This is a genomic window from Streptomyces parvus (assembly GCF_014648875.1).
Taxonomy (GTDB): domain Bacteria; phylum Actinomycetota; class Actinomycetes; order Streptomycetales; family Streptomycetaceae; genus Streptomyces; species Streptomyces parvus.
This window is the reverse complement of record NZ_BMRY01000001.1, coordinates 615604-635793: the sequence shown is the minus strand read 5'-3', so window position 1 is coordinate 635793 and position 20190 is coordinate 615604. Positions and strand designations below refer to the sequence as shown.

The following is a 20190-nucleotide window of genomic DNA, read 5'->3' as shown; positions in this document are numbered from 1 at the left end:
GGAATCGATTTCATCCCGTTTAGCACCCGGCCGCCGTTGGAACGGTGTTCGCATGGTGCCGTACTGGTCTCCGATAACTGTTCTCTGCCTGGTGAGACGTGGCTAAAGTGCTGGGGCAGGAGCACGGAGCAGGAGCGATTGCGGTCGGCGTCCCCACGTCGACCGGAGCCGAAACGGGGAGAGCGTGCCGACCGCGATAGCAGTGACGAGCGCAGACCTGGTGCTGCCGCCCACCGACCAGCAGACACCGACCGCCGCTCTGCTCCAGGCCCCCGAGGCCCAGGTGCTGGAGCTGGCGATCGGCGACATGCACCTGCTGCTGGAACAGCACGGTTATGTGATCGCCCTGTACCCCTCGGGCATCCGGCCCGAGCACGAACGCCGCCTCCACTCCATCCGCTCGGTGCTGGAGAGCGACCGGATCGCCCTGGTCAAGGTGGACCTCCCGCCCCTCGGCGTCGCCGTACTGGTGCGCCAGCTGCGGCAGTTGTCCATCTGCGACTTCAGCCCCGGGGTGGTCGCCTCCGCCGCCCGGCTGCTGTCGCACTACATCTACGCGGGCGCCCTCCTCAACTCCGTCGCCCGGCTCGACCGGGTCCCGGTCAGCCTGAAGAGCCACGCCAAGTCCTGGGTGCCCGGCTCCCAGTTCGCCGTGCTCGCCGGCCCCGAGCCGCAGCTGGTGAAAGTGGGCCCGGCGGCCGAACCGCTGACCGGACCGGATTTCGGCACGCATCTTCTGGTGGCCAAAGGGAATCTGCAGTCGGAGTGGGTACAGGAGACCCTTGCGCCCGCCTGGAAGGTCCAGGCCATTCACGACACCTCGGTCCCGGCCGACTCGCCGCGCTGGTGGGGCACGGGAAAGCTGGTGGAGTTCGCCGCCCATCTCCCGGACCTCTCCGTCCTCTACCAGCTGGTTTCCTCCGTACGCCGGGAAAAGTGTCACTGGTGCGCCATGGAACTCATCGGCGACCGCTGCGCATTCTGTTCCGCACCTCTTCCGGTTTCGGAGAACCGCGCGCTGCCCGCCGGTGTCCAACACCTTGGGGCCGACGAATCACCGGGCCCCTGACGCGACCGCTCCCCGCCCACCGTCCCCGCTCCCCGTTCACCGTCCCCGCCGGCCGCCTCCTCCCGGCCGCGGTGGACGCAGGCGCAGATGTAAGCGCGTAACCGATCAGCAGCACGAACCGCTCCACCCGCACCTACCGGTTTCCACCGAACGTCCCCGATCCACTGCACGTCCCCGCTCCACCGAAACGTCCCCGTTCCGCAGCACCGCTCACTCTCTGTCAGCTGTCCGTTCCACGCATCCGATTCGAACGAGGTTGTCCGGACCATGAACTCCCGCCAGCGCCGCGGCGTGATACTCCTGCTCCTGTCGGTCCTGTGTGCCTTCGCGGCCTTCGCCGGCGTGCTCTCGGTGATCAGTGACGTCAACTCGAAGGTCGGACCCGAGGTGACGGCGTACCAGCTGAAGACCAACGTGGCTCCGTACACCGCCCTGAACAGCGGCCAGTTCGAGAAGATCAAGATGCCCAAACGGTGGCTCTCGGAGAACGCCGTGACCGACCTGCGGGAGGTCGAGTCGAAGATCGCGGTGACCGAACTGCGCCAGGGCTCCCTGCTCCAGTCGGACATGATGGTCCGCAAGCCCGAACTCCGGGCCGGCGAACAGGAGATCGCCATCATGATCGACGCCTCCACCGGCGTCGCGGGCAAGATCACACCGGGCGCCACGGTCAACATCTACGCCACCTTCGCCGGTGAGCAGCAGGGCGACCCGGCCCAGTCCAAGGTCATCGTCTCCAACGCCAAGGTGCTGGACGTCGGCGAGCTCACCGCCCTCGACCCGAGCGCGGACGACCGCGGAACCCGGGCCACCGAGGCCGTGCCGATCACCTTCGCCCTGAACACGCTCGACACCCAACGCGTCGCCTACGCCGAGTCGTTCGCGGAGCACGTGCGCCTCGCGCTCGTCGCGCCCGGCAGCGACGGCACCATCCGTCCGGGGGACCGCACCTACACGCTCGACAAGGACAAGTGAGGATGGGATGACCACCAGAATCCTCCCGGCCGTCGGCGACCTCGACGCGGCCCGCTCCGTCACCACCCTGCTCAGCCAGCTGCCCGACGCCGAACCGGCGACCCCCGTCGGCGACTCCACCCAGCTCATCGACACCCTGGCCCGCCTCGCGGGCGAGGCGCTCGACGAGCTGCCCGAGGTGGTGCTGGTCCACGAGCGGATCGGCCCGGTGCCGGCCCTGGAGCTGATCCGGGAGGTGTCGCTGCGGTTCCCGTCCGTCGGCGTCGTCCTGATCACCGCGGACGCCAGCCCGAACCTCTTCGCCAACGCGATGGACTCCGGCGCCCGCGGCCTGGTCACCCTCCCGCTGAGCTACGAGGAACTCGCCAACCGCGTCCAGGCGGCCGCCCAGTGGTCCGCCGGCGTACGCCGCCACCTCACCTCCGGCAACGAGGTCTTCACCGGCCCCGGCGGCACCGTCGTCACCGTCACCGGCGCCAAGGGCGGCGTCGGCGCGACCGTCACCGCCATCCAACTCGCCCTGGCCGCTCAGGCGTCCGGCAACACGGTGGCACTGGTGGACATGGACCTCCAGACCGGGGACATCGCCTCGTTCCTCGACGTACAGTTCCGCCGCTCGCTGGTCGACCTCGCCATGATCACGGACATATCGCCCCGGGTCCTGTCCGACGCGGTGTTCTCCCACTCCACCGGCCTCGCCCTGCTCCTCGCCCCCGGCGAGGGCGAACGCGGCGAGGAGGTCAGCGACCGCTCGGCCCGCCAGATCGTCAGCGCGCTCCGCACCCGCTACGAGATCGTCGTCATCGACTGCGGCAGCCAGATGAACGGGGCCAACGCGGCCGCCGTCGAGATGGCGGACGTGGCCCTGCTGGTCACGACCCCTGACGTGGTCGCGGTGCGCGGCGCGAAACGCGTCGTACGGATGTGGGAACGGCTCCAGATCCGCAAGGCGGAGGAGACGATCACCCTCGTCAACCGCTTCACCCGCAACACCGAGATCCAGCCACCGCTGATCCAGAAGATCACCGGCACCCGGGTCGCCTCCGCGGCGGTCCCCGCGAACTTCAAGGAACTCCAGGCGTCCATCGACTCCGGACGCCTGCACGAACTGGACGCCAAGAGCACGGTCAAGCAGGCGCTCTGGGGCCTGGCGGGAGAGCTGGGCATGGTGAAGGAGAGCGCGACAGGCAAGAAGAGCGGCGGCGCCCTGGCCAGACGGAACAGCGGCGCCCTCAAGAACGACCGGGGCTCGATCGGACGCCCGCGCCGCCGGCGCGACGGTTCCGGCCGCGGCCCCGGCGACTCCGAGGGGACACGTTGAGCGATGACCACCACGAGAACAGCTCGCAGCGGCATACGGGGGCGGATCACCGCCCTACGTGACCGCGGGGGCCGGGACCGCGGCCAGACGGCCGTCGAGTTCCTGGGCATGACCCCCTTCATCATCCTGATCATGCTGGTGCTCTGGGAGTGCGCCCTGATCGGCTACACGTTCAGCCTCGCGGGCAACGCGGCGGACGTGGGGGCGCGCAAGGGCAGCGGGGCGGAGTTCGCGCCCGGGACGGCGTGCCGGGAGGGGGCGCTGAGAGACCTGCCCGACGCGTGGTCGGAGAGCGCCGTCGTCGAATGCGGCGGGACCAACAACCGGCTGTACGAGGCCACGGTGAAGCTGAAGGTCCCGGTGCTGGTGCCGGGCCTGTTCGACCTCGACACCGAGATCAAGGGCACGGCCGGATCGCCGAGGGAGGAGCAGTCATGGTGGTGACGACACAGCCGCACCGGGAGAACGGTCGCGACCGGGGCCAGGTGGCCATGGAGTACCTCGGCTTCCTCCCCCTGCTGCTCCTCGTGGCGGTGGCGGCCATCCAGCTCGGCGTCGCCGCGTACGCCGCGAGCCAGGCGGGCACGGCCGCCCGCGCCGGAGCCCGTACGGAAGCCAGCGTGGACGCCCGGGGCAGCGGCGAGAGCAACGCCCGCGACGCGGTGAGCGACTGGGTGGAGGACGGCGGATTCGAGTACCGCAGGACCGGCGGCCGGGACATCACGGTCACGGTCGAGGTGAAGGTGCCCTCCATCGTGCCGGGACTGGACGACTGGACGGCCAAGCGGAGCGCGACGATGCCCAACGAGCACGTCGGCTCCGGCTTCTGAGCCCGGCCCGCCCGAGAACCCGAACGCGACCCGAAGACCGGACGACCCGACCATCCGACGAGGAGAGTTACGCACATGAGCCTGCGGGCACGCATGACCGCTCCGGAGGAGCAGGGCGGGGCACGGGAGGACGGCCACATGGTGGCCACCTACCGGGCCAAGCTGCTGGAGGAGATCGACCTCGCGGAGATGTCCTCGCTGGCCGCCGCCGACCGGCGGGCCCGGCTGGAACGCGTCCTCGGCCACATCATCAGCCGCGAGGGCCCGGTCCTCTCCACGGTCGAGCGCTCGCAGCTCATCCGCCGCGTCGTCGACGAGGCGCTCGGCCTCGGCATCCTGGAACCGCTCCTGGAGGACGCGTCCATCACCGAGATCATGGTCAACGGCCCCGACCAGATCTTCGTCGAACGCAACGGCAGGGTCGAACAGCTCCCGATGCGCTTCGGCTCCCACGAGCAGCTGATGCAGACCATCGAGCGGATCGTGTCGACCGTCAACCGGCGCGTCGACGAGTCCAACCCGATGGTCGACGCCCGCCTTCCCAGCGGCGAACGTGTCAACGTGATCATCCCGCCGCTGTCGCTGACCGGCGCCACGCTCACCATCCGCCGCTTCCCGCGCTCCTTCACGCTCCAGGAGATGATCGGCTTCGGCTCGCTGGACGAGCAGATGCTGGTGCTGCTCGCCGGGCTCGTCCAGGCCAAGCTCAACATCATCGTCTCGGGGGCCACCGGCACCGGCAAGACGACCCTCCTCAACGCGCTCTCCGGACTCATCCCGAACACCGAGCGCATCGTCACCATCGAGGACTCCGCCGAACTCCAGCTCCAGCAGAGCCATGTGATCCGGCTGGAGTCCCGCCCGGCCAACGTCGAGGGCAAGGGCCAGATCACCATCCGCGACCTGGTCCGCAACTCGCTGCGTATGCGCCCCGACCGGATCGTCGTCGGTGAGGTCCGAGGCGGCGAGTCCCTCGACATGCTCCAGGCGATGTCCACCGGTCACGACGGATCGCTGGCCACCGTCCACGCCAACAGCGCCGAGGACGCGCTGATGAGGCTCCAGACCCTCGCCTCGATGTCGGAGGTCGAGATCCCCTTCGAGGCGCTGCACGACCAGATCAACAGCGCCGTCGACGTGATCGTCCAGCTCACCCGGCACGCCGACGGCGCCAGGAAGATCACCGAGATCGCCGTCCTGGACAGCCACGGCCGCGACCCGTACCGCATCGTCACGGTCGCCCGCTTCGACGCGCAGCCGATGTCGGCGGACGGCCGCATCCACGGCGACTTCCAGTACCTCCCGCTGCCCCGGAGGCTCGCCGAGCGCCTCTACCTGGCCAGTCAGCCCATCCCGCAGGCGTTCGGCGTCGCCCAGTCCGCCGAACAGCTCGCCACCCGAGAGGCCAACTAGGTACCGCGCCATGGACAACGTCAACCTCCCCCTGGTCACCATCGGCGTCACGCTGCTGTGCTGCGTGCTCGGCGTGATGGGCCTGTACGCCTACTCCGGCGGCAAGGCCGACCGCGACGCCCTCGTCGAGCGGCTCTCGCACGTCGGGCAGATCCCCGAGGCGGGGCGCGTCCGCCGCTTCAAGGGGCTCGACCGCAGGCTGCGCGGCACCGTGCTCGGCCGGAAGCTGGAGCTGAAGCTCGCCGCGACCGGCCTGGACATCACGCCCGGTGAGTTCCTCGTCTACGCGGTCGTCGCGATGGCGGGGCTCTGGATGATCGCCTCCTCCATGCTCGCCGCGTTCTTCGGCCCGGTGGCCGCGCTGATCGGACTCTGGGGCACCAACGCGTTCCTCAACTGGCAGCGGATCAAGCGCACCGAGCGCTTCATCAACCAGCTCCCCGAGCTCTCCCGCATCCTCGCCAACGCCACCCAGGCGGGCCTGGCCCTGCGCACCTCGCTGTCCATGGCGGCGGAGGAGCTGGAGAACCCGGCGGGGGAGGAACTGGCCCGGGTGGCACGCCGCCTGGCCGTCGGCGAACCCCTGGAGGACGCGCTGAGCGAGCTGACCGACCGCCTCCCCTCCCGCGAACTGGTCGTCCTGGTCACCACTTTGGTCCTCTCCAACCGGGCCGGCGGTACGGTCGTCAGCTCGCTGCGCAACCTCACCGAGACGCTGGAGGAGCGCAAGGAGACCCGCCGCGAGGTCAAGACGCAGCTCTCCCAGGTCACCGTCACCGCCTACGCGGTCCCCATCTTCGGCATCGGCGCGATGCTGCTGATGAACGCGGTCATGCCCGGTGCGCTGGACCGGATGACGGGTGCCTTCATCGGCCAGGCGGCGGTGGTCGTGGCGATCGTCCTGTACGCGATCGGGTTCGTCGTGATCCGCCGCCTGTCTCGTATCGACGTCTGACGAGCTGACGAGCTGAGAGGAAGAACCGCCATGGACCTGCTGCTGGCTCTCGTCGTCGGACTCGCCGTGTACGGGGCGATCCACGGCATCCGGATGTACCGGGCCGACGCCAAACTCCCCGGCGACCTGGCCGTCGCCCTCGAATCCGGTGCCACCCGCACGAGCGCGGTCGGCTCCGGCATCGACCGCCTCGGTATCCGCTGGGCCCCCGCGGTCCTGCGGATGATGGGCCCCAAGGCCGTCAACAAGAAGCGCCGCCAGATCGACCTGGCGGGCAACCCCGGCGGCCTCACCATCGACCGTTACGCCGCCCGTCGCGCGGTCTACGGCGCGCTGGGGATCCTGGGCGCGTTCTCCATGCTCCTGCGCGGCCAGCTCTTCCTGGCCCTCCTGATGGTCGCCTTCGGCCTGTTCTGGGTGGAGGCGGGCATCTGGTCGGCGATCCGGGTACGCCGCGACCACATCGAACGCACCCTGCCGGACTTCCTCGACGTCCTGGCCGTCGTGGTCTCCGCCGGACTCGGCTTCCGGCAGGCGCTGGACCGGGTCGCGGAGAAGTACGAGGGCCCGTGGTCCGACGAACTGCGCATCACACTGCGCCAGATGGACATGGGCGTCAGCCGCCGCCAGGCCTTCGAGGAACTGCGCCGACGCAACGACTCCGAACAGGTCGCCATGTTCGTCACGACGCTCCAGCAGGGGGAGGAACTGGGCGCGCCGATCGTCGAGACGCTGATCCAGATCGCCAACGACATGCGCCGCACCGACGCCCAGAACGCCCGCCGCAAGGCGGCCAAGGCGGTGCCGAAGGCGACGTTCGCGGTGACCACGTTCCTCCTGCCCGGCACGCTCCTGCTGCTCACGGTCGGATTCGTGTACGGAGCCGACGTCGACTTCGGGGCACTCACGGGCGGGTGACATGAACGACGGGCGGGATGGGGACGGGAACGGAGACGGGGACGGGAACGGAGACGGGAACGGGAACGGAGACGGAGACGGAGACGCAGGAGTCGTCGTACGGGACACCGGACGGACGGGACACACGACGGAGGTGACAGGCACATGGCATACCAGCTCGGCAGCGCGCACCCCGGACTGACCGCGGAACTCACCCGCGCCCACTCCGGCACCCCGGCCCGCCCGGCGTTCGCCATCCAGGTCAACGCGCTCCAGGCGATGTGCCGCCAGGTCTTCGGTTTCCGCCTGGCGATGATCGCGATAGCGACTCCGTACGCCATCGGCCGCACCGCCCCCGGCCTGCCCACCTGGTTCATCGGCTCGGCGATCCTGGTCACCTTCATGGGCTCGTACCTGCTGTTCCGGGACTGGGAACGCTTCGGCCCGGTCCTCCTGCGCCACCCGTGGCTGCTGGCCGTCGACGTGTTCTTCGGCGCGCTGCTGCTGATCACGGCGACCCCCGAGTCGACCCTCGCGTACGTCACCGTCTGCACCCCGCTGCTGGCGGGCCTGGTCCACGGCTGGCGCGGCGCGGCGGTCTTCGCGGTGCTCCAGGTGCTGATCGTCTTCGGCGTCTACGCGAGCGTCCCGAAGCTGGAGGGGGACGGCGCGACACGGCTCCTCCTCCCCGGCTTCTGCGTGATCGCGGGCGCGGTCGGCGTCACCCTGCGCAACCTGCTCCTGCGTTTCGGGACGGCCACCCAGGCGCTCACCGAGACCCGGGCGCGGCTGGCGGTGAACGAGGCGGTGGAGGGCGAACGCACCCGCCTGGCGCGGGAGATGCACGACTCGGTCGCCAAGACCCTGCACGGCCTGGCGCTGGCCGCCGACGGCCTCGCCGGCTCGGCGGACCGCATGGACCCGCCCACCGTGAAACTCCAGGCGGAACTGGTCGCCCGGGCCGCCCGCAGGGCCGCCGCCGAGTCCCGGGAACTGCTCACGGACCTGCGCCGCGAACAGGGCCTGGCGGGCGGTGTCGACCTGATGGCCGAACTGGCGGCCCAGGCACAGGACTTCACCGCCCGCCACCCGATCACGGCCACCTTCCGCCGCCTCTCCGAGGAGACCCCGGTCCCCCCGGTCCCGCAGGCGGTGGCCCGCCAACTGCTCACGGTCGCCTCGGAGGCCATGGAGAACGCCCACCGACACGCGTCCCCGACGTACCTGATCGTCCTCGCGGGCGTGAAGGGCGACATGCTCCGCGTCACCGTGTACGACGACGGCCGCGGCCTGCCCGCCGGAACGACGCTGGAAACGCTGCGCCGGGCGGGCCACTTCGGCCTGGTCGGCATGGTGGAGCGGGCCGCGTCGATCGGGGCCCGGATCAGGATCGGCCGGGGGAAGGCGGAGAAGGGGACGGAGGTACGGGTGGAACTGCCGCTGGCGGCGCTGGCGGGCGGGCCCGGGACCACCCCGCAGCCCCCCGAGCAGGCGCCGGCACACGTACCCGCACCGATGTCCGTACCAGAGACGGCCACGCCACTCACCCACAACCCTCAACCCTGAGAGGAGGTCGCAGCATGCCGGACGATGTCTCCCCAGCGCCGAACCACTACGGGCCGGCGGCCCACCGCCACGCCCCCCAGCACCCGTCGCCGCCCATCCCCAGGCCCTCTGCGATCCCGTCCCCGCCCCCGTCCCCCTTCGCCCCGGGCCCCGCCGCTCCCGCTCCCGAACGCCTCCGGGTGGTGGTCGCGGACGACAATCCGGTGGTCCGGGCCGGCCTGGGCGTCCTGCTGTCCGGCCGGGCGGACATCCAGGTGGTCGCGGAGGCGGCGGACGGCCGGGAAGCGTACGAGAAGACCCTCGAACACCGCCCCGACGTGGTCCTGCTGGACGTCCGCATGCCCGGCGTGGACGGCATCTCGGCCCTGCCGCACCTGGTCGGCATCGCACCCGTGCTGATGCTGACGTACAGCCGCGAGAGCGAGATCGTCCACGAAGCGCTGCGCCTGGGCGCGGGCGGCTATCTGGTGCACGGCGAGTTCACGGCGAACCAGTTGGTCCAGGCGGTACGCGACACGAAGCACGGCCGCGCCAACTTCACCGTCACCGCCGCGGACGCCCTCCTGGCCCATATGCGCCACGGCACCCCGCCCCAGCGGGGCCCGCTCCCCGAGGGCCTCGGCTCGGCACTGGCGACGGCGCCGGCCCCACCGCCCCCGCACACCGCCGAACCTTCGGAAAGTCTTTCGCAACTGCAACCAGTTGTGGGACAGTCTTCTGTATCCGGGGGGTCGGTACCCACCCCCAACAGGCAGCAGTACGGGCTGAGTTCGAGGGAGGTGGAGGTCATGGACCTGATTGCGTCCGGAATGAGTAATCAGCAGATCGCCGCCACCTGCTTCATCAGTGAGAAGACGGTCAAGAACCACATCAACCGCATCTTCACGAAGCTCCACAGCGCCACCCGCAGCGAGGCGATCGCCCACTGGCTCGGCACAGCGCCCCGAAACCCCGGGCGGCAGCCGTGACCATGACCGAGCGATTCCGCAACGCGGAGACCCAGAAGGACCTTTGGGCCCGGGAATGGGCCCACGGACCCTCTGCGGGAGTGCGGGTCCCCGCTTATGTTTCTCATGTCGCCAGCGGCACCGGCCAGGAGGAAGCCGGTAACGGGGGCGGCACCGCAGAAACGCGCGAGTCGGCCGGCAACCGGTCGGCCGAACCCGGAGGGGAACACCATGTCGGACATCACCCTGAAGACCGCCGTCCGCGTCAACGGCTGGGCCAACACCGCCGTCAGCGCCATCCAGAAGCGCTACGCGGCGAAGGACCGGGGGCAGACGGCGTTCGAGTACCTGGGGATCATTCTGGTGGTCGTGGCGATCATCGGGGCGATCGTGGCCACGGGTATCGGTGGCGCGATCTCGGAGCGCATCAGCGGCCTGGTGGATTCCATCACGGCTCAGTGATGATCGGTCGTTCTCGCAACGACGGAGGGCAGGCCTTCCCCATCTACATCATGATGGTGGCGGGCCTGCTCTTCCTTGCGTTGGCCTTCTTCGCTGTGGGTAAGGCGTCGGCTCTGCGCAACGGTTCCCAGGGCGCGGCGGACGCCGCCGCGCTCGCCGCTGCCCAGAAGGCGCGAGACAACTTCGGAACGGGCTTCTACGCCTCGCTTCCCACCAACATGTTGGACGTGTTCCTCAACACGCCTTTCGCTGCGCCTTGTTACGAGGCAAGTCGCCTGGCGGCGGCCAATGACGCCAGAAGGACTTCGTGCTACGCGACTCCTGGATATCTGCGCGACCGGATCACGGTCGGGGTCAGGGGCAACAAGCCGGTGGACTCACCTGTACTCCCTGGTTCGGAGAACAAGAAGGCCAAGGCCAAGGCCACCGCACTCATCGAGTTCCGCTGCCCCAACCCGAAGGCTGTGGACTTCAACAGTGACGGAGTCCAGGACCTGTTCATCTTCACGTGCCGAAACGGCAAGATCCTCGAGATCGCGCCCGCCAGCCCCCCACCATGGGAGAGCGTGAGCAGAACTCTCTTTGACGTGCGGTTGGTCGACCAGTGACAGCGAAGCGAACGACGAGTAGAGGAATCGGACCATGAGCATGCGGCGGACCACGACGACCAGAAGGGCCATGGCGGCTGTCAGTATGACGGCTGCTCTGGCCTTTGCTCTCGCCGGCTGTGGCGACGACGGAGGCGAGAAGCCCGGCAACGAGGGCTCCAGTGCGCCGTCCGCCCCGGCCAGCCCCTCCGCGGAGGACAAGGGCGAGTCGCAGCAGGAGGACACGGCTGCGGGCGAGAACGTGGACCCGAATGCCAAACTTGCGGAGATCCGTGGTGACGGCCTGGTGATGACCATTCACCAGGCCAAGCGCGACTCCGGTGGATTCATCACGCTGCAGGCGTCGATCAAGAATGAGGGCACGCAGTCGAAGAACACGACCGCGTGGGCAGGCACGGAGACGGCACTTCTGGCGAAGAACCCCAACTCGGTCGCCGGCGCGACTCTTGTCGACAAGGTCGGCAAGAAGCGCTACTACATCCTGCGTGACACTGAGAATCGTTGCCTGTGCACGACCGGTATTCCGCCCTTGCTGGCAGGGAAGACCACATCCGTGTTCATGCAGTTCCCGGCACCGCCGGAGACGACGACGGAGGTCGACTTCACGCTGCCGACGTTCGCGACCACGTCGGTGAAGATTTCCGGGTGACGGCAGAGATGACACACACACGCACCCGGAAGAAGCCAGTAGGACTGTCGGCCGCCTCGTTCCTGGTCGTCGCGAGCTTCACGCTGTTCGGGGCGACGCCCGCCCTGGCAGACGACGGCCCGAGCGTCCCCCCGGGAACCGAGGCGCAGTCGGTCCCCCCGGTTCAGGTTGACCCCAACGACCCGGACCTGAAGATGCCCGACGGCGGCACCCTCGGCCCGTCCAAGGTCCTCGACATCGTCCAGGTAGTCGAAGACCTCGGCGGCGAGGAGCGCCGCGAGGACAGCAACGCCGACATCAAGTTCGCGCTCCAGGCGGAAGTCCTCTTCGGCAAGGACAGCGCGAAGCTCTCCTCGGCGGCCAACGCCCGTATCGCCGCCATCGCCGAGGAGATCAAGAAGCAGAACGCGACCAAGGTCCGCGTCTTCGGCTTCACCGACAATCTCGGTTCCTCGGCCCACGGAGACGTCCTGTCCAAGCAGCGGGCCGACGCCGTGCACGGGGTGCTGTCGAAGGAGCTCGGCCCCACGGTCACCTACGAGATCCGGGGCTACGGCGAGCAGTACCCGATCGCCAGCAACAGCAACGAAGAGGGCCGGAAGAAGAACCGCCGCGTGGAGGTCTCCTTCCCGCGCGGAGAGGGGTCCTGACCTCTCCCCACCCCCTCCGGGGCCGCCCACCTCGAAACCCGCGCCCGCCGTCGTTCTTCCAACGACGGCGGGCGCGGGCGCGTCTTCCGAGGCCACGCCGCCAGGGCACGAATCCGGCCACATCCTCGCCGAGCCCGTCACCCGAACGGCGGACCGTCGTTTGTGTTGTGGGCCCGCATCCGGACTGCCCGGCGTAGCAGACTGTGACACGCCGCGCGCCGCTGACACCACGCACAGGCCGGTGGGTGCCGCGGTGCACATACGAACAGTCGTCGAGGAAGGTGTGATGGGTGTGGAGGCCCACGCGACGAACGAACGCGTGACGGGACGCAGGTGGACGGTGCGGCTGGATCCGGTCGGCCGTGGGCGTGCGGACGTGCGTGTCTCGTGCAGCCGCCCGGCCTGCGCCGCGCAGGTGCTGCCGTCCGCCGCCGCCGGTCGTACGGCGGCGATCGGCCACCTCAAGGCCCACCTGCGTGCCGGCCCGGCCCCCCGACCCTCGGCGCAGTGCGCCTGTCGGGCCGAGGAGTGCCACACGCACATCCGCCCCGCCGGACCGCGTGAGCGACCCGTTCCCTGGCGGTGCGGGGGAGCGGTCGTCCTGGCCGTCATCACGGACCGGGAAGGGCGCTGGTGGCAGGTCATGGAGTGCTGCTCGCGCTGCGCCGCCGCCCACCCCACCGCGAAGGTCGTCGCCACTGCTCCGGCCGTCGAGGCACCGGCACGGAGCGACGGGTTCCGGGCCGATGCCGCAGCCCCCACGACCCCCGCCGGCATCGCGCCCCCCGGTGGCCCCGCAGCCACCACGCCGACCTTCTCGGCGGCCGGCCCGCACTTCTCCCACAGCGCCACCGCCACCGCCGCCGGCACCGCCGTCCCCCAGCAGACGTCGGCGCCCCGGTCCGACCACAGGTCCGACCCCCACTCCGCCCCCCGGTCCGCGAGGCCGCCGCGGAGGCGCCCCCCGCGAGGGAGGATCGCCCAGCGCCTCGTCCCCCACGATCTGCGGCCCGTCGCACTGCGGGACGAACTCACCGAGCTGGGCGAGCTCTTCCGCGCCTACCAGGCCCGCACCGAACCCGACCTCGCGATGCTCGCCGACCTCCACGCCCGCAAGGCGGAGGCCTTCCACGCCTGGGCCGAAGCCACCGCCGACACCGGTCTGCGGCTCGACGCCCGGCGGGCCGAACAGGCCGCCGCCACCGCCCGCCTCCAGCATCTGCACCGCATCGGCCAGGCCCCGGACGGCGAAGGGCCCGCCGTGGCGCGGCTGCTGACCGCCCCCGCGCAGTGGAACCACGCCCGATCCGTCCTCGCACACGTGGCCGAGACCGCCCCCCTGCCCGGAGCCGAGGCCCGCCTGCTGGTGGTGATGGTGACGCTGCGCACCGCACAGTCCGGGGTCGGCAACCTCGTCGGGCAGGACATCAAGGGGCTGCCCCTGTCGGATCCCGAGCAGTTGGTGGGGCAGTTGGTGGAGTCCGGCTGGCTCGGCATCTCCGGGACCGTCGAGGAGCTGATCGCCTCCCGCCCGGAGAACCCCACTCAGATCACCGTGCCGTCCCTGACTCCTGACGAGGACGACCCGGGTCCGTTCACGTTCGGGCGGAAGCTGCGTCCCAAGCTCAGCGGATGGGCCCAGCGGGTCGTCGGGGAGAAGAAGCTCCGCAAGGGCAAGACCGAGGCCGGCGTCCGGCTCCTCGCCCTCGCCCTGGCCACCGGCTCCGACGGAGAGGGACGACTGGGGCCCGGAGGGGAGGGCATCGGCGTGGACACCCTGTCCTCCTGGTGCGCCGTCGACCCCGGTGACCTGCCGGCCCTTGTGGACCGGCTGACCGCTGCGGACTGGCTGGCGGAGGCCGACATCACCGGCACCCACCTCACCGGCAAGCTCACCGAACGGGTCCTTCCGCTCGGCTGCCCGCTGACCTGAGAAGCACAACGCGTCCCCAGGGCCCTGGGCAGCGCGCAGCATGCCTCGGTGTCCCCCGGCCCCCCGCCCGCAGGCCTCAGGACACCCCGAGCTGATCCGCCAGGTCCGCCAGGTCCTCGGCGTACAGGTCGAAGCGGTCCGAGGACGTGGGCGGGTCGCCGACCGGACGGGCCACATACGCCGTGCGCAGGCCCAGCGCCTGCGCGCCGCGCAGGTCCCAGGCGTGGGCGGCGACCATCAGCAGGCGTTCCGGTGGCAGCCCGGCGACGGTGACGGCCAGCCGGTAGACCTCCGGATCCGGCTTGTAGGTACGGGCGTCCTCGGCGGACAGGGCCTGGTGCCAGCGCAGCCCGGCGTGGGCGTTCAGCTCCAGCAGTGCCGTCCGGCTCGCGTTGGAGAGGCCGATCAGCGGGAAGCGCTCGGCGAGGCGGGCGAGTCCTGCCACGGTGTCGGGCCACGGCGGGAGGCGACGGGCCGCCCGGGCCAGCGACGCCACGGCGTCCGGGTCCGCCCTCGCCGCCGGGTCCTCCGCTCGGGCCGCCCGCGCCACGATCTCGGCGGCCTCCCGGTCCAGGGCGTCGCTCGGGAGGTAGGGGCGGTCGCCGTCGACGATGCGGCCCTGCTCACGTTCGATGTGCCGTTGCCACAGCAGCAGAAGCCGTTCGGTCCCGGAGTCGTCCAGGGACAGGGACGTGGACGGGGACGGGGGCGGTGGCGGGGACGCGGACGGTGGCGGGGACGCGGACGGGGTCAGCACGCGGATGCCCGCGCGCAGTCCTGCGGGTTCGTCGACAAGCGTGCCCAGCACATCGAACACGACGGCGTCGATCGTCAGCTCTGCCATGGCGAGGTCTCCTCCAGAAGGTGGCCGGCAGAGGGAACAACATCCCAACCGTTCCTCTCCATGCCCTACTTCACCGAAATCGACCCCACGAACGCGTCCAGGTCCTCCGCGTCCACCGCGTCCTTCACCGCGTTCAGGCGCACCACGAACGGAACGCCCTTCGAGTCCACCCCCGCGACCAGGACCCCGGTCATCGGCGTCCCCCGGTTCGGCGTGTCCTCCTGGCCGTCCGACGTGAAGTCGTAGTCGATCCGGCGTGCTTCGCGGGCCTCGCCGGCGTCCTCCGGGCCCGCGAGGCGTACGTCGTCCGTCGCCTTGCGGGTGGAGTTGAGGCCGATGCCCGCGCCCGCCGCTGCCGCCGCCCCGGCCGCGTCGTGCACGCCCGTGGCGAAGTCCAGCTGGACCGAGACCATGCCGGTCCGGATGCCGTCCTCCTCCTTGAGCGCGACGGCCGCGTTGGCCTTGGCCCGCTCGGCCGCGGGCTGCTCCGCGTACCCCTCGCCCTTCGGGTAGCCGACGCTCAGGCTGCCGGTCTCCAGCGTGCCCCAGCCCTCGGGCACGGAGGCCTTGTCCGCGTCGCCGCCGCAGCCGGTCAGCAGCACGGCCGCTGCCGCGACCGCCGCCGTGACCGCTGCCCCGGTGGTCGTCCGCCGCCGTCGGGGCCTTCGCGCGCCCCACGTCCTGGTACTCATCGCTTCTGTCACCGCCCGTTCAGTTCGCGCAGTAGCTGTACGGAAGATACGTGCGCGCGTCGCCCCGTGGCGCCCCGAGGAACTGTGCGTCCGTCAGTGTCTCCTTCTTCTCCTCCGTGGAGAGGGAGAACCCGAGGCTCATCCCGAGCGAGATCTCGAAGCCGAACTCCTGGGCGTCGCTCTCGCCCGTGTACCGCATGGTGCTGGACAGCCCGTCCTCGAACATCAGCTGCTGGAACGGGTCGTTGCCGTCGGGGCGGTTCTCCATGCCGTGGTCCCCGAAGAGGTACTCGAAGGGGGCCGTGTTGTTGCCGGAACCGTCCAGCCACTGTTCCGCGATGCCCCGCTTGGCCTCGGTCGCCGCGTCCGTGTCCTTGCCGAAGACGATCGAGTTCGTCACGACGTCGATGCCGGTCTCGCCCGAGGAGTCCGAGGCGCTGCCCTTGCCGCCCCGCTTGTCCTGGCCGCTCTCGCCGTTGTCGCCGCCGACCTCGACCTTGCCGGACGTCGAGCCGCTCTCCACCGTCTGCGTCATGTCGATGCGGACGATCTTCCCGGTCTTCTGGTCACGGGTGACGGTGATGGCGCCGGTACGGTTCTGCTTGCCGCCCACCGTGCCCTTGACCGGGCCCACGTTCCCGCCGGCCTTGCCCTCCAGTTCGAGCTTCGCGGTGTACGTGTACGACTCGTTGCCGTTCACGTCGTCCTTGGTGATCGTCACCTCGGGGGAGAACTTCGCCTTGCCGCCGAGTTTCGCGCCCAGTTCGTCCTCGTCGCCGCCCTTGACGGAAAGGCCGCCGTCCGCATAGGCGTTGAGGCCGACGGTCGAGTAGGAGATCTTCTTGTCGCCGATCTTCCTCTCGATGTCCTCCTTCTTCTCCGCCCACTTCATCGCGGAGTACCAGCCGCCGCCGTAGCCGCCGCTGTGCTTGGTGGAGGTCTCCCACATCTTCATTTCCTCGATGTCGTCCCGCATCTGCTGAGCCTCCTCCTCGCTCGCGAAGATCCAGGTGTCACCGTTGGTGATCTTGATGCCACCGCCGATGTCGACATCCGCCTTGCCCAGGCTGCCGAGCTTGACGCCCGGCGTGCTGGCGGTCGCCCCGGCGGACGCGGCGTCGGTGAACGTCATCGAGACGACCTTGTCGTCGCCGTCGACCTTCCCGTCGCCGTTCACATCGGTGCTCGCCTGCGAGACCTTCTGCTGGAAGCCGTACTCCTCGCCCCACTCGAACCAGCCGATCTTGACCTTGCCGCCCGCCGTGTCCGAGATGCTGGAGATCTGGCACATCTTCGGTTCGTAGTCCGCGTCCGTCTTCGGCTGTGCCTCGGGGTCCCGGCCGCCGGACGAACAGGAGCCGCCGCCACCCGCCATCGAGCTGATCGCACACCGCAGCCGCTCCCCGATCTGCCCGCCGACCCCGGCCATCGCCATCGCGCCGATCAGCATCGTGACGAGGACGACGAGCCCCAGGTACTCCGTCGCCGTCGCGCCGCCGTCGCGCCAGTTGTACGAGTAGCGGGGCGGCTCCGGGGTCCGGGTGGCGCGCTCCTCCAGCAGCCGGTCGACGGCCACCCCCGACGCCGCGCCCGCCGCCAGCGACACGGCGGGCATGAGGACGCCCTCGATCCCGACGACGTCCCCCGCGACGGCGAAGCCGTACAGCAGCCCGGCCAGCGGTACGGCCAGGGCCGCGAGCAGATACACCGTGCGGGAGGACTCGCGGTGCTCCTCGGGCAGGACGCGGGTCGCCGCCAGGACCGTCAGCAGCGTCACGACGAGGGCGGGCAGGTGGAGCAGGGCCAGCCGCCAGCCGAACGTCTCCAGCCGCTCCTCGGTGGCCAGCAGATCGACCAGGACCCGGCTCATGACGAACCCGAGGGCGAGATAGACCAAGCCGCCGATTACCCAGCTCCGGGTCAACGCGAAGAATCGGCTGCCCTGTTGGGGCGGGTACGGGACGCCGGAGCCGGCGGTGCCGTGGCGTCCCAGCGGTATGTGGCCCGCGCTCCGGTCTCCCCGGGCCCGGCCCCGGCCTCCGCCCCCGTCACCGCTCACGGTGCACCCTCTCCTCGACCCGCGCGTGTTGCCGTCGGCCGAGAGCGTACGGCCGAAGAGCCGCCACGGCCCGGGCCCCCGGTCCCAAAGCCGGGCCCAAGTCCGGTGCAGGTCATGTGTGTTGTGCCGGGGTTCGGTGGCCGTTCCGCTTGGGGCCGGCCGTGGGTCCGTGGGCCCACGCACCCCCGACCGCCGCTCAGTACGCTCGGGGTGCCGGGGGTCGCCGACCACGACGCCGCGCGAAGGAACAAGAACGATGGGGGTGGGCGTCCATGAGTGCCGGATTCTTCTACTCGTACCACCTCGGCTGGACCCGGCTGGACGCCCGCACCCTGCTGGGCGACCTGGAGGCCGAGGGGCTCCGCCCGGTGCACCCGGTGACCGGCCGGACGGTGCTCGTCAACCTCGACGCCGCCTCCCTCGGGGCCCGTTCGCCCGTCACCCGCGAGCAGTTGCTCTCCCTCGCCGGCCTCCAGCGGCTGCCCGAGGTCGGATTCCGGTTGTGGACCGACAGCGGCCTCGACCTCCTGGTGCGCATCCGGCGGGCCCGGGCCGGTGTCGTCGCCGTCGAGTTCTCCGTGGGGGAGCTGCCCGAGCCGGAGCGGGAGCACGCGGTGGGCGCCATCCGGCGGACCGTCGGACGGGCCTCCGTGCTCTGCATCGGCTTCGTCGTCGACCGGGCCGGCGCGACGGCCTCCACCGACTGGGACGGCGTCGTCATCGAGGGCGCCGCCCCCCTCGACGCCTGGCCGGACACCGTCGCCGTACGGGACGAGACGGCGGCCCGGCACCCGCAGCTGGCGGTGGTGGACGCGGTGGAGATGTCACCGTGGAAGGTGTTCGGGAACGAGGTGCTCGACGGCGTCTGAGAGCTGGGTGGCCCCCGGCCGGTACGGGGGGCCTGGGGCCGCCCGCACCTCTGCCGGACACCCGCCGGCCCTCCCACGCGCACCTGTGCCGGACGCCCGCCGGGACGCTCGTCGGCCCCCGCCCGTACGTCTGCGGCCTCCCGTCCGTACGTCTGCGTCCCCCCCGTACCTCTGCGGACCCTCGGCCCTCCCGCTGCCCGTGGCACGGCGTGTCCGCCGCCGACGTCATAATCGGCCGTATGTCCGATCACCAGCTCCGCACCCGGACGCCCGCCGGCCCGGCCCCGGCCCCCCGCACTTCCGGCGGGTCCCGGGCCGCCGCCGCGTTCCGGGCCGCCGCGCCCGCGCTCGCGGTCTACGCCGCCGCCCGGGCCCTGGGGCTCCTGGTCTTCTGGGCGGCCGCCTCCGCCGCCGGGAAGGACCCCCTGGGACCGCTCAGCGGACGCTGGGACTCCGTCTGGTACCAGCGCATCGCCGAGCACGGCTACCGCTACACCGTCACCCTCCCGGACGGCTCCGTCCACTCCGATCTGGCGTTCTTCCCGCTGCTCCCGGCCCTGGAACGCGCCGTCTCCGCGGTGACTCCGCTCACCCTCGGCGGCGCCGGGCTCCTGATCGCCTGGACCGCCGGGCTGCTCGCCGCCTGGGGCATCTTCGCCGTCGGCGCCCAGCTGCACGGACGGCGTACGGGGGTGGTGCTGGCCGCACTGTGGGGCGTGTACCCGACGGCGTTCGTCCAGTCGATGGCGTACACCGAGGCGCTGTTCACCGCGCTCGCAGCCTGGGCGCTGTACGCCGTACTCAAGGGCCGCTGGATCGTCGCGGGCGCCCTGTGCGTCCTCGCGGGTCTCACCCGGCCCTCGGCGGCCGCCCTCATCGCCGCCCTGGCGATCACCGCCGCCGTCACCCTCGTACGGGAGTACCGCGACGAGCGCCGTGCCGGCCCGGGGCTCCGCCGCAACGCCCGGATGATCGCGGGCGTGGCGCTCGCACCGCTGGGCTGGCTGGCGTACGTGGTGTTCGTGGCCGTACGCGAGGGCAGCCCGGTCGCCTACTTCGACGTCCAGGCGCAGTGGGGCAACAACATCGACGGCGGCCGCGCGCTCGCCGGCTTCATCGCCGGGCTGCCGTGGCCCGCCGCCCTCGGCCTGTGCGCGGCGCTCGGGCTGCTGGGGTGGCTGGTCGTCCTGTGCGTACGGCAGCGGCAACCGCTCCCCGTCCTCGTGTACGCGATCACGATCGTCGTCATCTCGTTGATCGGCGCCGGATACTTCGGCTCCCGGCCGCGGCTGATGATGCCCGCCTTCCCGCTGCTGCTCCCGCCCGCCGTCGCCCTGCTGCGGCTGCGCACCACGGGCCGCACGGCCGCCGTGCTCGCCGTCCTCGCCTGCGCGTCAGCGGCCTACGGGGCCTGGACCCTGCTGGGCGCGGGCCCGCCGTAGCGGGTGTCC

20 protein-coding genes are annotated in these 20190 nt (G+C 70.9%); 17 read left to right on the top strand and 3 right to left on the bottom strand.

The window, feature by feature from the left end:
* Positions 1 to 202: 202 nt before the first annotated feature.
* The 15 genes from IE140_RS02745 (at position 203) to IE140_RS02675 (ending at position 14275) form a co-directional block, all read left to right on the top strand.
* Entirely contained in the window at positions 203 to 1069 is an 867-nt protein-coding gene (locus IE140_RS02745; RefSeq protein WP_176741887.1) for a hypothetical protein, read from the top strand.
* A 267-nt stretch (positions 1070 to 1336) separates the two neighbouring features.
* A complete protein-coding gene (cpaB, locus tag IE140_RS02740) occupies positions 1337 to 2044 on the top strand; it encodes a Flp pilus assembly protein CpaB (RefSeq protein WP_010071967.1) in 708 nt (235 codons plus the stop codon).
* A 7-nt stretch (positions 2045 to 2051) separates the two neighbouring features.
* A complete protein-coding gene (locus tag IE140_RS02735; protein WP_109179923.1) occupies positions 2052 to 3365 on the top strand; it encodes a CpaE/TadZ family protein in 1314 nt (437 codons plus the stop codon).
* Positions 3366 to 3368: 3 nt separating this feature from the next.
* Positions 3369 to 3809 (top strand): TadE family protein, encoded by a 441-nt coding sequence (locus IE140_RS02730; protein ID WP_093812942.1) that lies wholly within the window; start codon positions 3369 to 3371, stop codon positions 3807 to 3809.
* Positions 3800 to 4195 carry a TadE/TadG family type IV pilus assembly protein gene (locus tag IE140_RS02725; protein ID WP_093444960.1) on the top strand — a complete coding sequence of 132 codons (396 nt, stop codon included), beginning with the start codon at positions 3800 to 3802 and terminating at the stop codon, positions 4193 to 4195. The genes IE140_RS02730 and IE140_RS02725 overlap by 10 nt, the downstream gene beginning before the upstream one ends.
* A 75-nt stretch (positions 4196 to 4270) precedes the next feature.
* Positions 4271 to 5608, top strand: coding sequence for a TadA family conjugal transfer-associated ATPase (locus IE140_RS02720; protein ID WP_032763533.1), 1338 nt, complete (start codon positions 4271 to 4273; stop codon positions 5606 to 5608).
* Positions 5609 to 5618: 10 nt separating this feature from the next.
* Complete coding sequence (locus IE140_RS02715) at positions 5619 to 6563, top strand: type II secretion system F family protein (RefSeq protein WP_150197995.1); 945 nt, start codon at positions 5619 to 5621, stop codon at positions 6561 to 6563.
* A 30-nt stretch (positions 6564 to 6593) separates the two neighbouring features.
* Positions 6594 to 7481 carry a DUF5936 domain-containing protein gene (locus IE140_RS02710; protein WP_032763530.1) on the top strand — a complete coding sequence of 296 codons (888 nt, stop codon included), beginning with the start codon at positions 6594 to 6596 and terminating at the stop codon, positions 7479 to 7481.
* Positions 7482 to 7625: 144 nt separating this feature from the next.
* The gene (locus IE140_RS02705) at positions 7626 to 9026 is read left to right on the top strand and encodes a sensor histidine kinase (RefSeq protein WP_150197999.1); all 1401 of its coding nucleotides are present in this window, start codon (positions 7626 to 7628) and stop codon (positions 9024 to 9026) included.
* 14 nt (positions 9027 to 9040) lie between these two features.
* Positions 9041 to 9994, top strand: coding sequence for a response regulator transcription factor (locus tag IE140_RS02700; RefSeq protein WP_189460030.1), 954 nt, complete (start codon positions 9041 to 9043; stop codon positions 9992 to 9994).
* A gap of 210 nt (positions 9995 to 10204) precedes the next feature.
* Positions 10205 to 10435, top strand: coding sequence for a hypothetical protein (locus IE140_RS02695; protein WP_109179928.1), 231 nt, complete (start codon positions 10205 to 10207; stop codon positions 10433 to 10435).
* Positions 10435 to 11043, top strand: coding sequence for a pilus assembly protein TadG-related protein (locus tag IE140_RS02690; protein WP_150198546.1), 609 nt, complete (start codon positions 10435 to 10437; stop codon positions 11041 to 11043). Before IE140_RS02695 ends, IE140_RS02690 begins: the two co-directional genes overlap by 1 nt.
* A 34-nt stretch (positions 11044 to 11077) precedes the next feature.
* Positions 11078 to 11692 (top strand): hypothetical protein, encoded by a 615-nt coding sequence (locus tag IE140_RS02685; RefSeq protein WP_150198548.1) that lies wholly within the window; start codon positions 11078 to 11080, stop codon positions 11690 to 11692.
* Between the two features lie 8 nt (positions 11693 to 11700).
* Entirely contained in the window at positions 11701 to 12342 is a 642-nt protein-coding gene (locus IE140_RS02680) for an OmpA family protein (RefSeq protein WP_150198550.1), read from the top strand.
* Between the two features lie 286 nt (positions 12343 to 12628).
* Positions 12629 to 14275 (top strand): hypothetical protein, encoded by a 1647-nt coding sequence (locus IE140_RS02675; RefSeq protein ID WP_189460028.1) that lies wholly within the window; start codon positions 12629 to 12631, stop codon positions 14273 to 14275.
* 76 nt (positions 14276 to 14351) lie between these two features.
* Here IE140_RS02675 and IE140_RS02670 read toward each other — a convergent pair whose 3' ends face one another.
* The 3 genes from IE140_RS02670 to IE140_RS02660 form a co-directional block, all read right to left on the bottom strand.
* A complete protein-coding gene (locus tag IE140_RS02670; protein WP_189460026.1) occupies positions 14352 to 15119 on the bottom strand; it encodes a haloacid dehalogenase type II in 768 nt (255 codons plus the stop codon).
* Positions 15120 to 15184: 65 nt separating this feature from the next.
* Positions 15185 to 15811, bottom strand: a complete 627-nt coding sequence (locus IE140_RS02665; protein ID WP_150198234.1) for a hypothetical protein — start codon at positions 15809 to 15811, stop codon at positions 15185 to 15187.
* A gap of 19 nt (positions 15812 to 15830) precedes the next feature.
* Complete coding sequence (locus IE140_RS02660) at positions 15831 to 17870, bottom strand: hypothetical protein (RefSeq protein ID WP_150198236.1); 2040 nt, start codon at positions 17868 to 17870, stop codon at positions 15831 to 15833.
* Positions 17871 to 18142: 272 nt separating this feature from the next.
* Between IE140_RS02660 and IE140_RS02655 the strand changes: the two genes are divergently transcribed.
* Positions 18143 to 18739: a hypothetical protein gene (locus tag IE140_RS02655; RefSeq protein ID WP_150198238.1), complete on the top strand. Its 597-nt coding sequence runs from the start codon at positions 18143 to 18145 to the stop codon at positions 18737 to 18739.
* A gap of 239 nt (positions 18740 to 18978) precedes the next feature.
* Positions 18979 to 20181, top strand: coding sequence for a putative hexosyltransferase (locus IE140_RS02650; RefSeq protein WP_150198240.1), 1203 nt, complete (start codon positions 18979 to 18981; stop codon positions 20179 to 20181).
* Positions 20182 to 20190: the final 9 nt, after the last annotated feature.

What these genes read in the sequence shown, in the direction of transcription:
- cpaB (WP_010071967.1), top strand. Translation starts at nt 1,337, where the DNA reads ATGAACTCCCGCCAGCGCCGCGGCGTGATACTCCTGCTCCTGTCGGTC.
- IE140_RS02735 (WP_109179923.1), top strand. Translation starts at nt 2,052, where the DNA reads ATGACCACCAGAATCCTCCCGGCCGTCGGCGACCTCGACGCGGCCCGC.
- IE140_RS02730 (WP_093812942.1), top strand. Translation starts at nt 3,369, where the DNA reads ATGACCACCACGAGAACAGCTCGCAGCGGCATACGGGGGCGGATCACC.
- IE140_RS02725 (WP_093444960.1), top strand. Translation starts at nt 3,800, where the DNA reads ATGGTGGTGACGACACAGCCGCACCGGGAGAACGGTCGCGACCGGGGC.
- IE140_RS02720 (WP_032763533.1), top strand. Translation starts at nt 4,271, where the DNA reads ATGAGCCTGCGGGCACGCATGACCGCTCCGGAGGAGCAGGGCGGGGCA.
- IE140_RS02715 (WP_150197995.1), top strand. Translation starts at nt 5,619, where the DNA reads ATGGACAACGTCAACCTCCCCCTGGTCACCATCGGCGTCACGCTGCTG.
- IE140_RS02710 (WP_032763530.1), top strand. Translation starts at nt 6,594, where the DNA reads ATGGACCTGCTGCTGGCTCTCGTCGTCGGACTCGCCGTGTACGGGGCG.
- IE140_RS02705 (WP_150197999.1), top strand. Translation starts at nt 7,626, where the DNA reads ATGGCATACCAGCTCGGCAGCGCGCACCCCGGACTGACCGCGGAACTC.
- IE140_RS02700 (WP_189460030.1), top strand. Translation starts at nt 9,041, where the DNA reads ATGCCGGACGATGTCTCCCCAGCGCCGAACCACTACGGGCCGGCGGCC.
- IE140_RS02695 (WP_109179928.1), top strand. Translation starts at nt 10,205, where the DNA reads ATGTCGGACATCACCCTGAAGACCGCCGTCCGCGTCAACGGCTGGGCC.
- IE140_RS02690 (WP_150198546.1), top strand. Translation starts at nt 10,435, where the DNA reads ATGATCGGTCGTTCTCGCAACGACGGAGGGCAGGCCTTCCCCATCTAC.
- IE140_RS02685 (WP_150198548.1), top strand. Translation starts at nt 11,078, where the DNA reads ATGAGCATGCGGCGGACCACGACGACCAGAAGGGCCATGGCGGCTGTC.
- IE140_RS02680 (WP_150198550.1), top strand. Translation starts at nt 11,701, where the DNA reads ATGACACACACACGCACCCGGAAGAAGCCAGTAGGACTGTCGGCCGCC.
- IE140_RS02675 (WP_189460028.1), top strand. Translation starts at nt 12,629, where the DNA reads ATGGGTGTGGAGGCCCACGCGACGAACGAACGCGTGACGGGACGCAGG.
- IE140_RS02670 (WP_189460026.1), bottom strand. Translation starts at nt 15,119, where the DNA reads ATGGCAGAGCTGACGATCGACGCCGTCGTGTTCGATGTGCTGGGCACG.
- IE140_RS02665 (WP_150198234.1), bottom strand. Translation starts at nt 15,811, where the DNA reads ATGAGTACCAGGACGTGGGGCGCGCGAAGGCCCCGACGGCGGCGGACG.
- IE140_RS02655 (WP_150198238.1), top strand. Translation starts at nt 18,143, where the DNA reads ATGAGTGCCGGATTCTTCTACTCGTACCACCTCGGCTGGACCCGGCTG.
- IE140_RS02650 (WP_150198240.1), top strand. Translation starts at nt 18,979, where the DNA reads ATGTCCGATCACCAGCTCCGCACCCGGACGCCCGCCGGCCCGGCCCCG.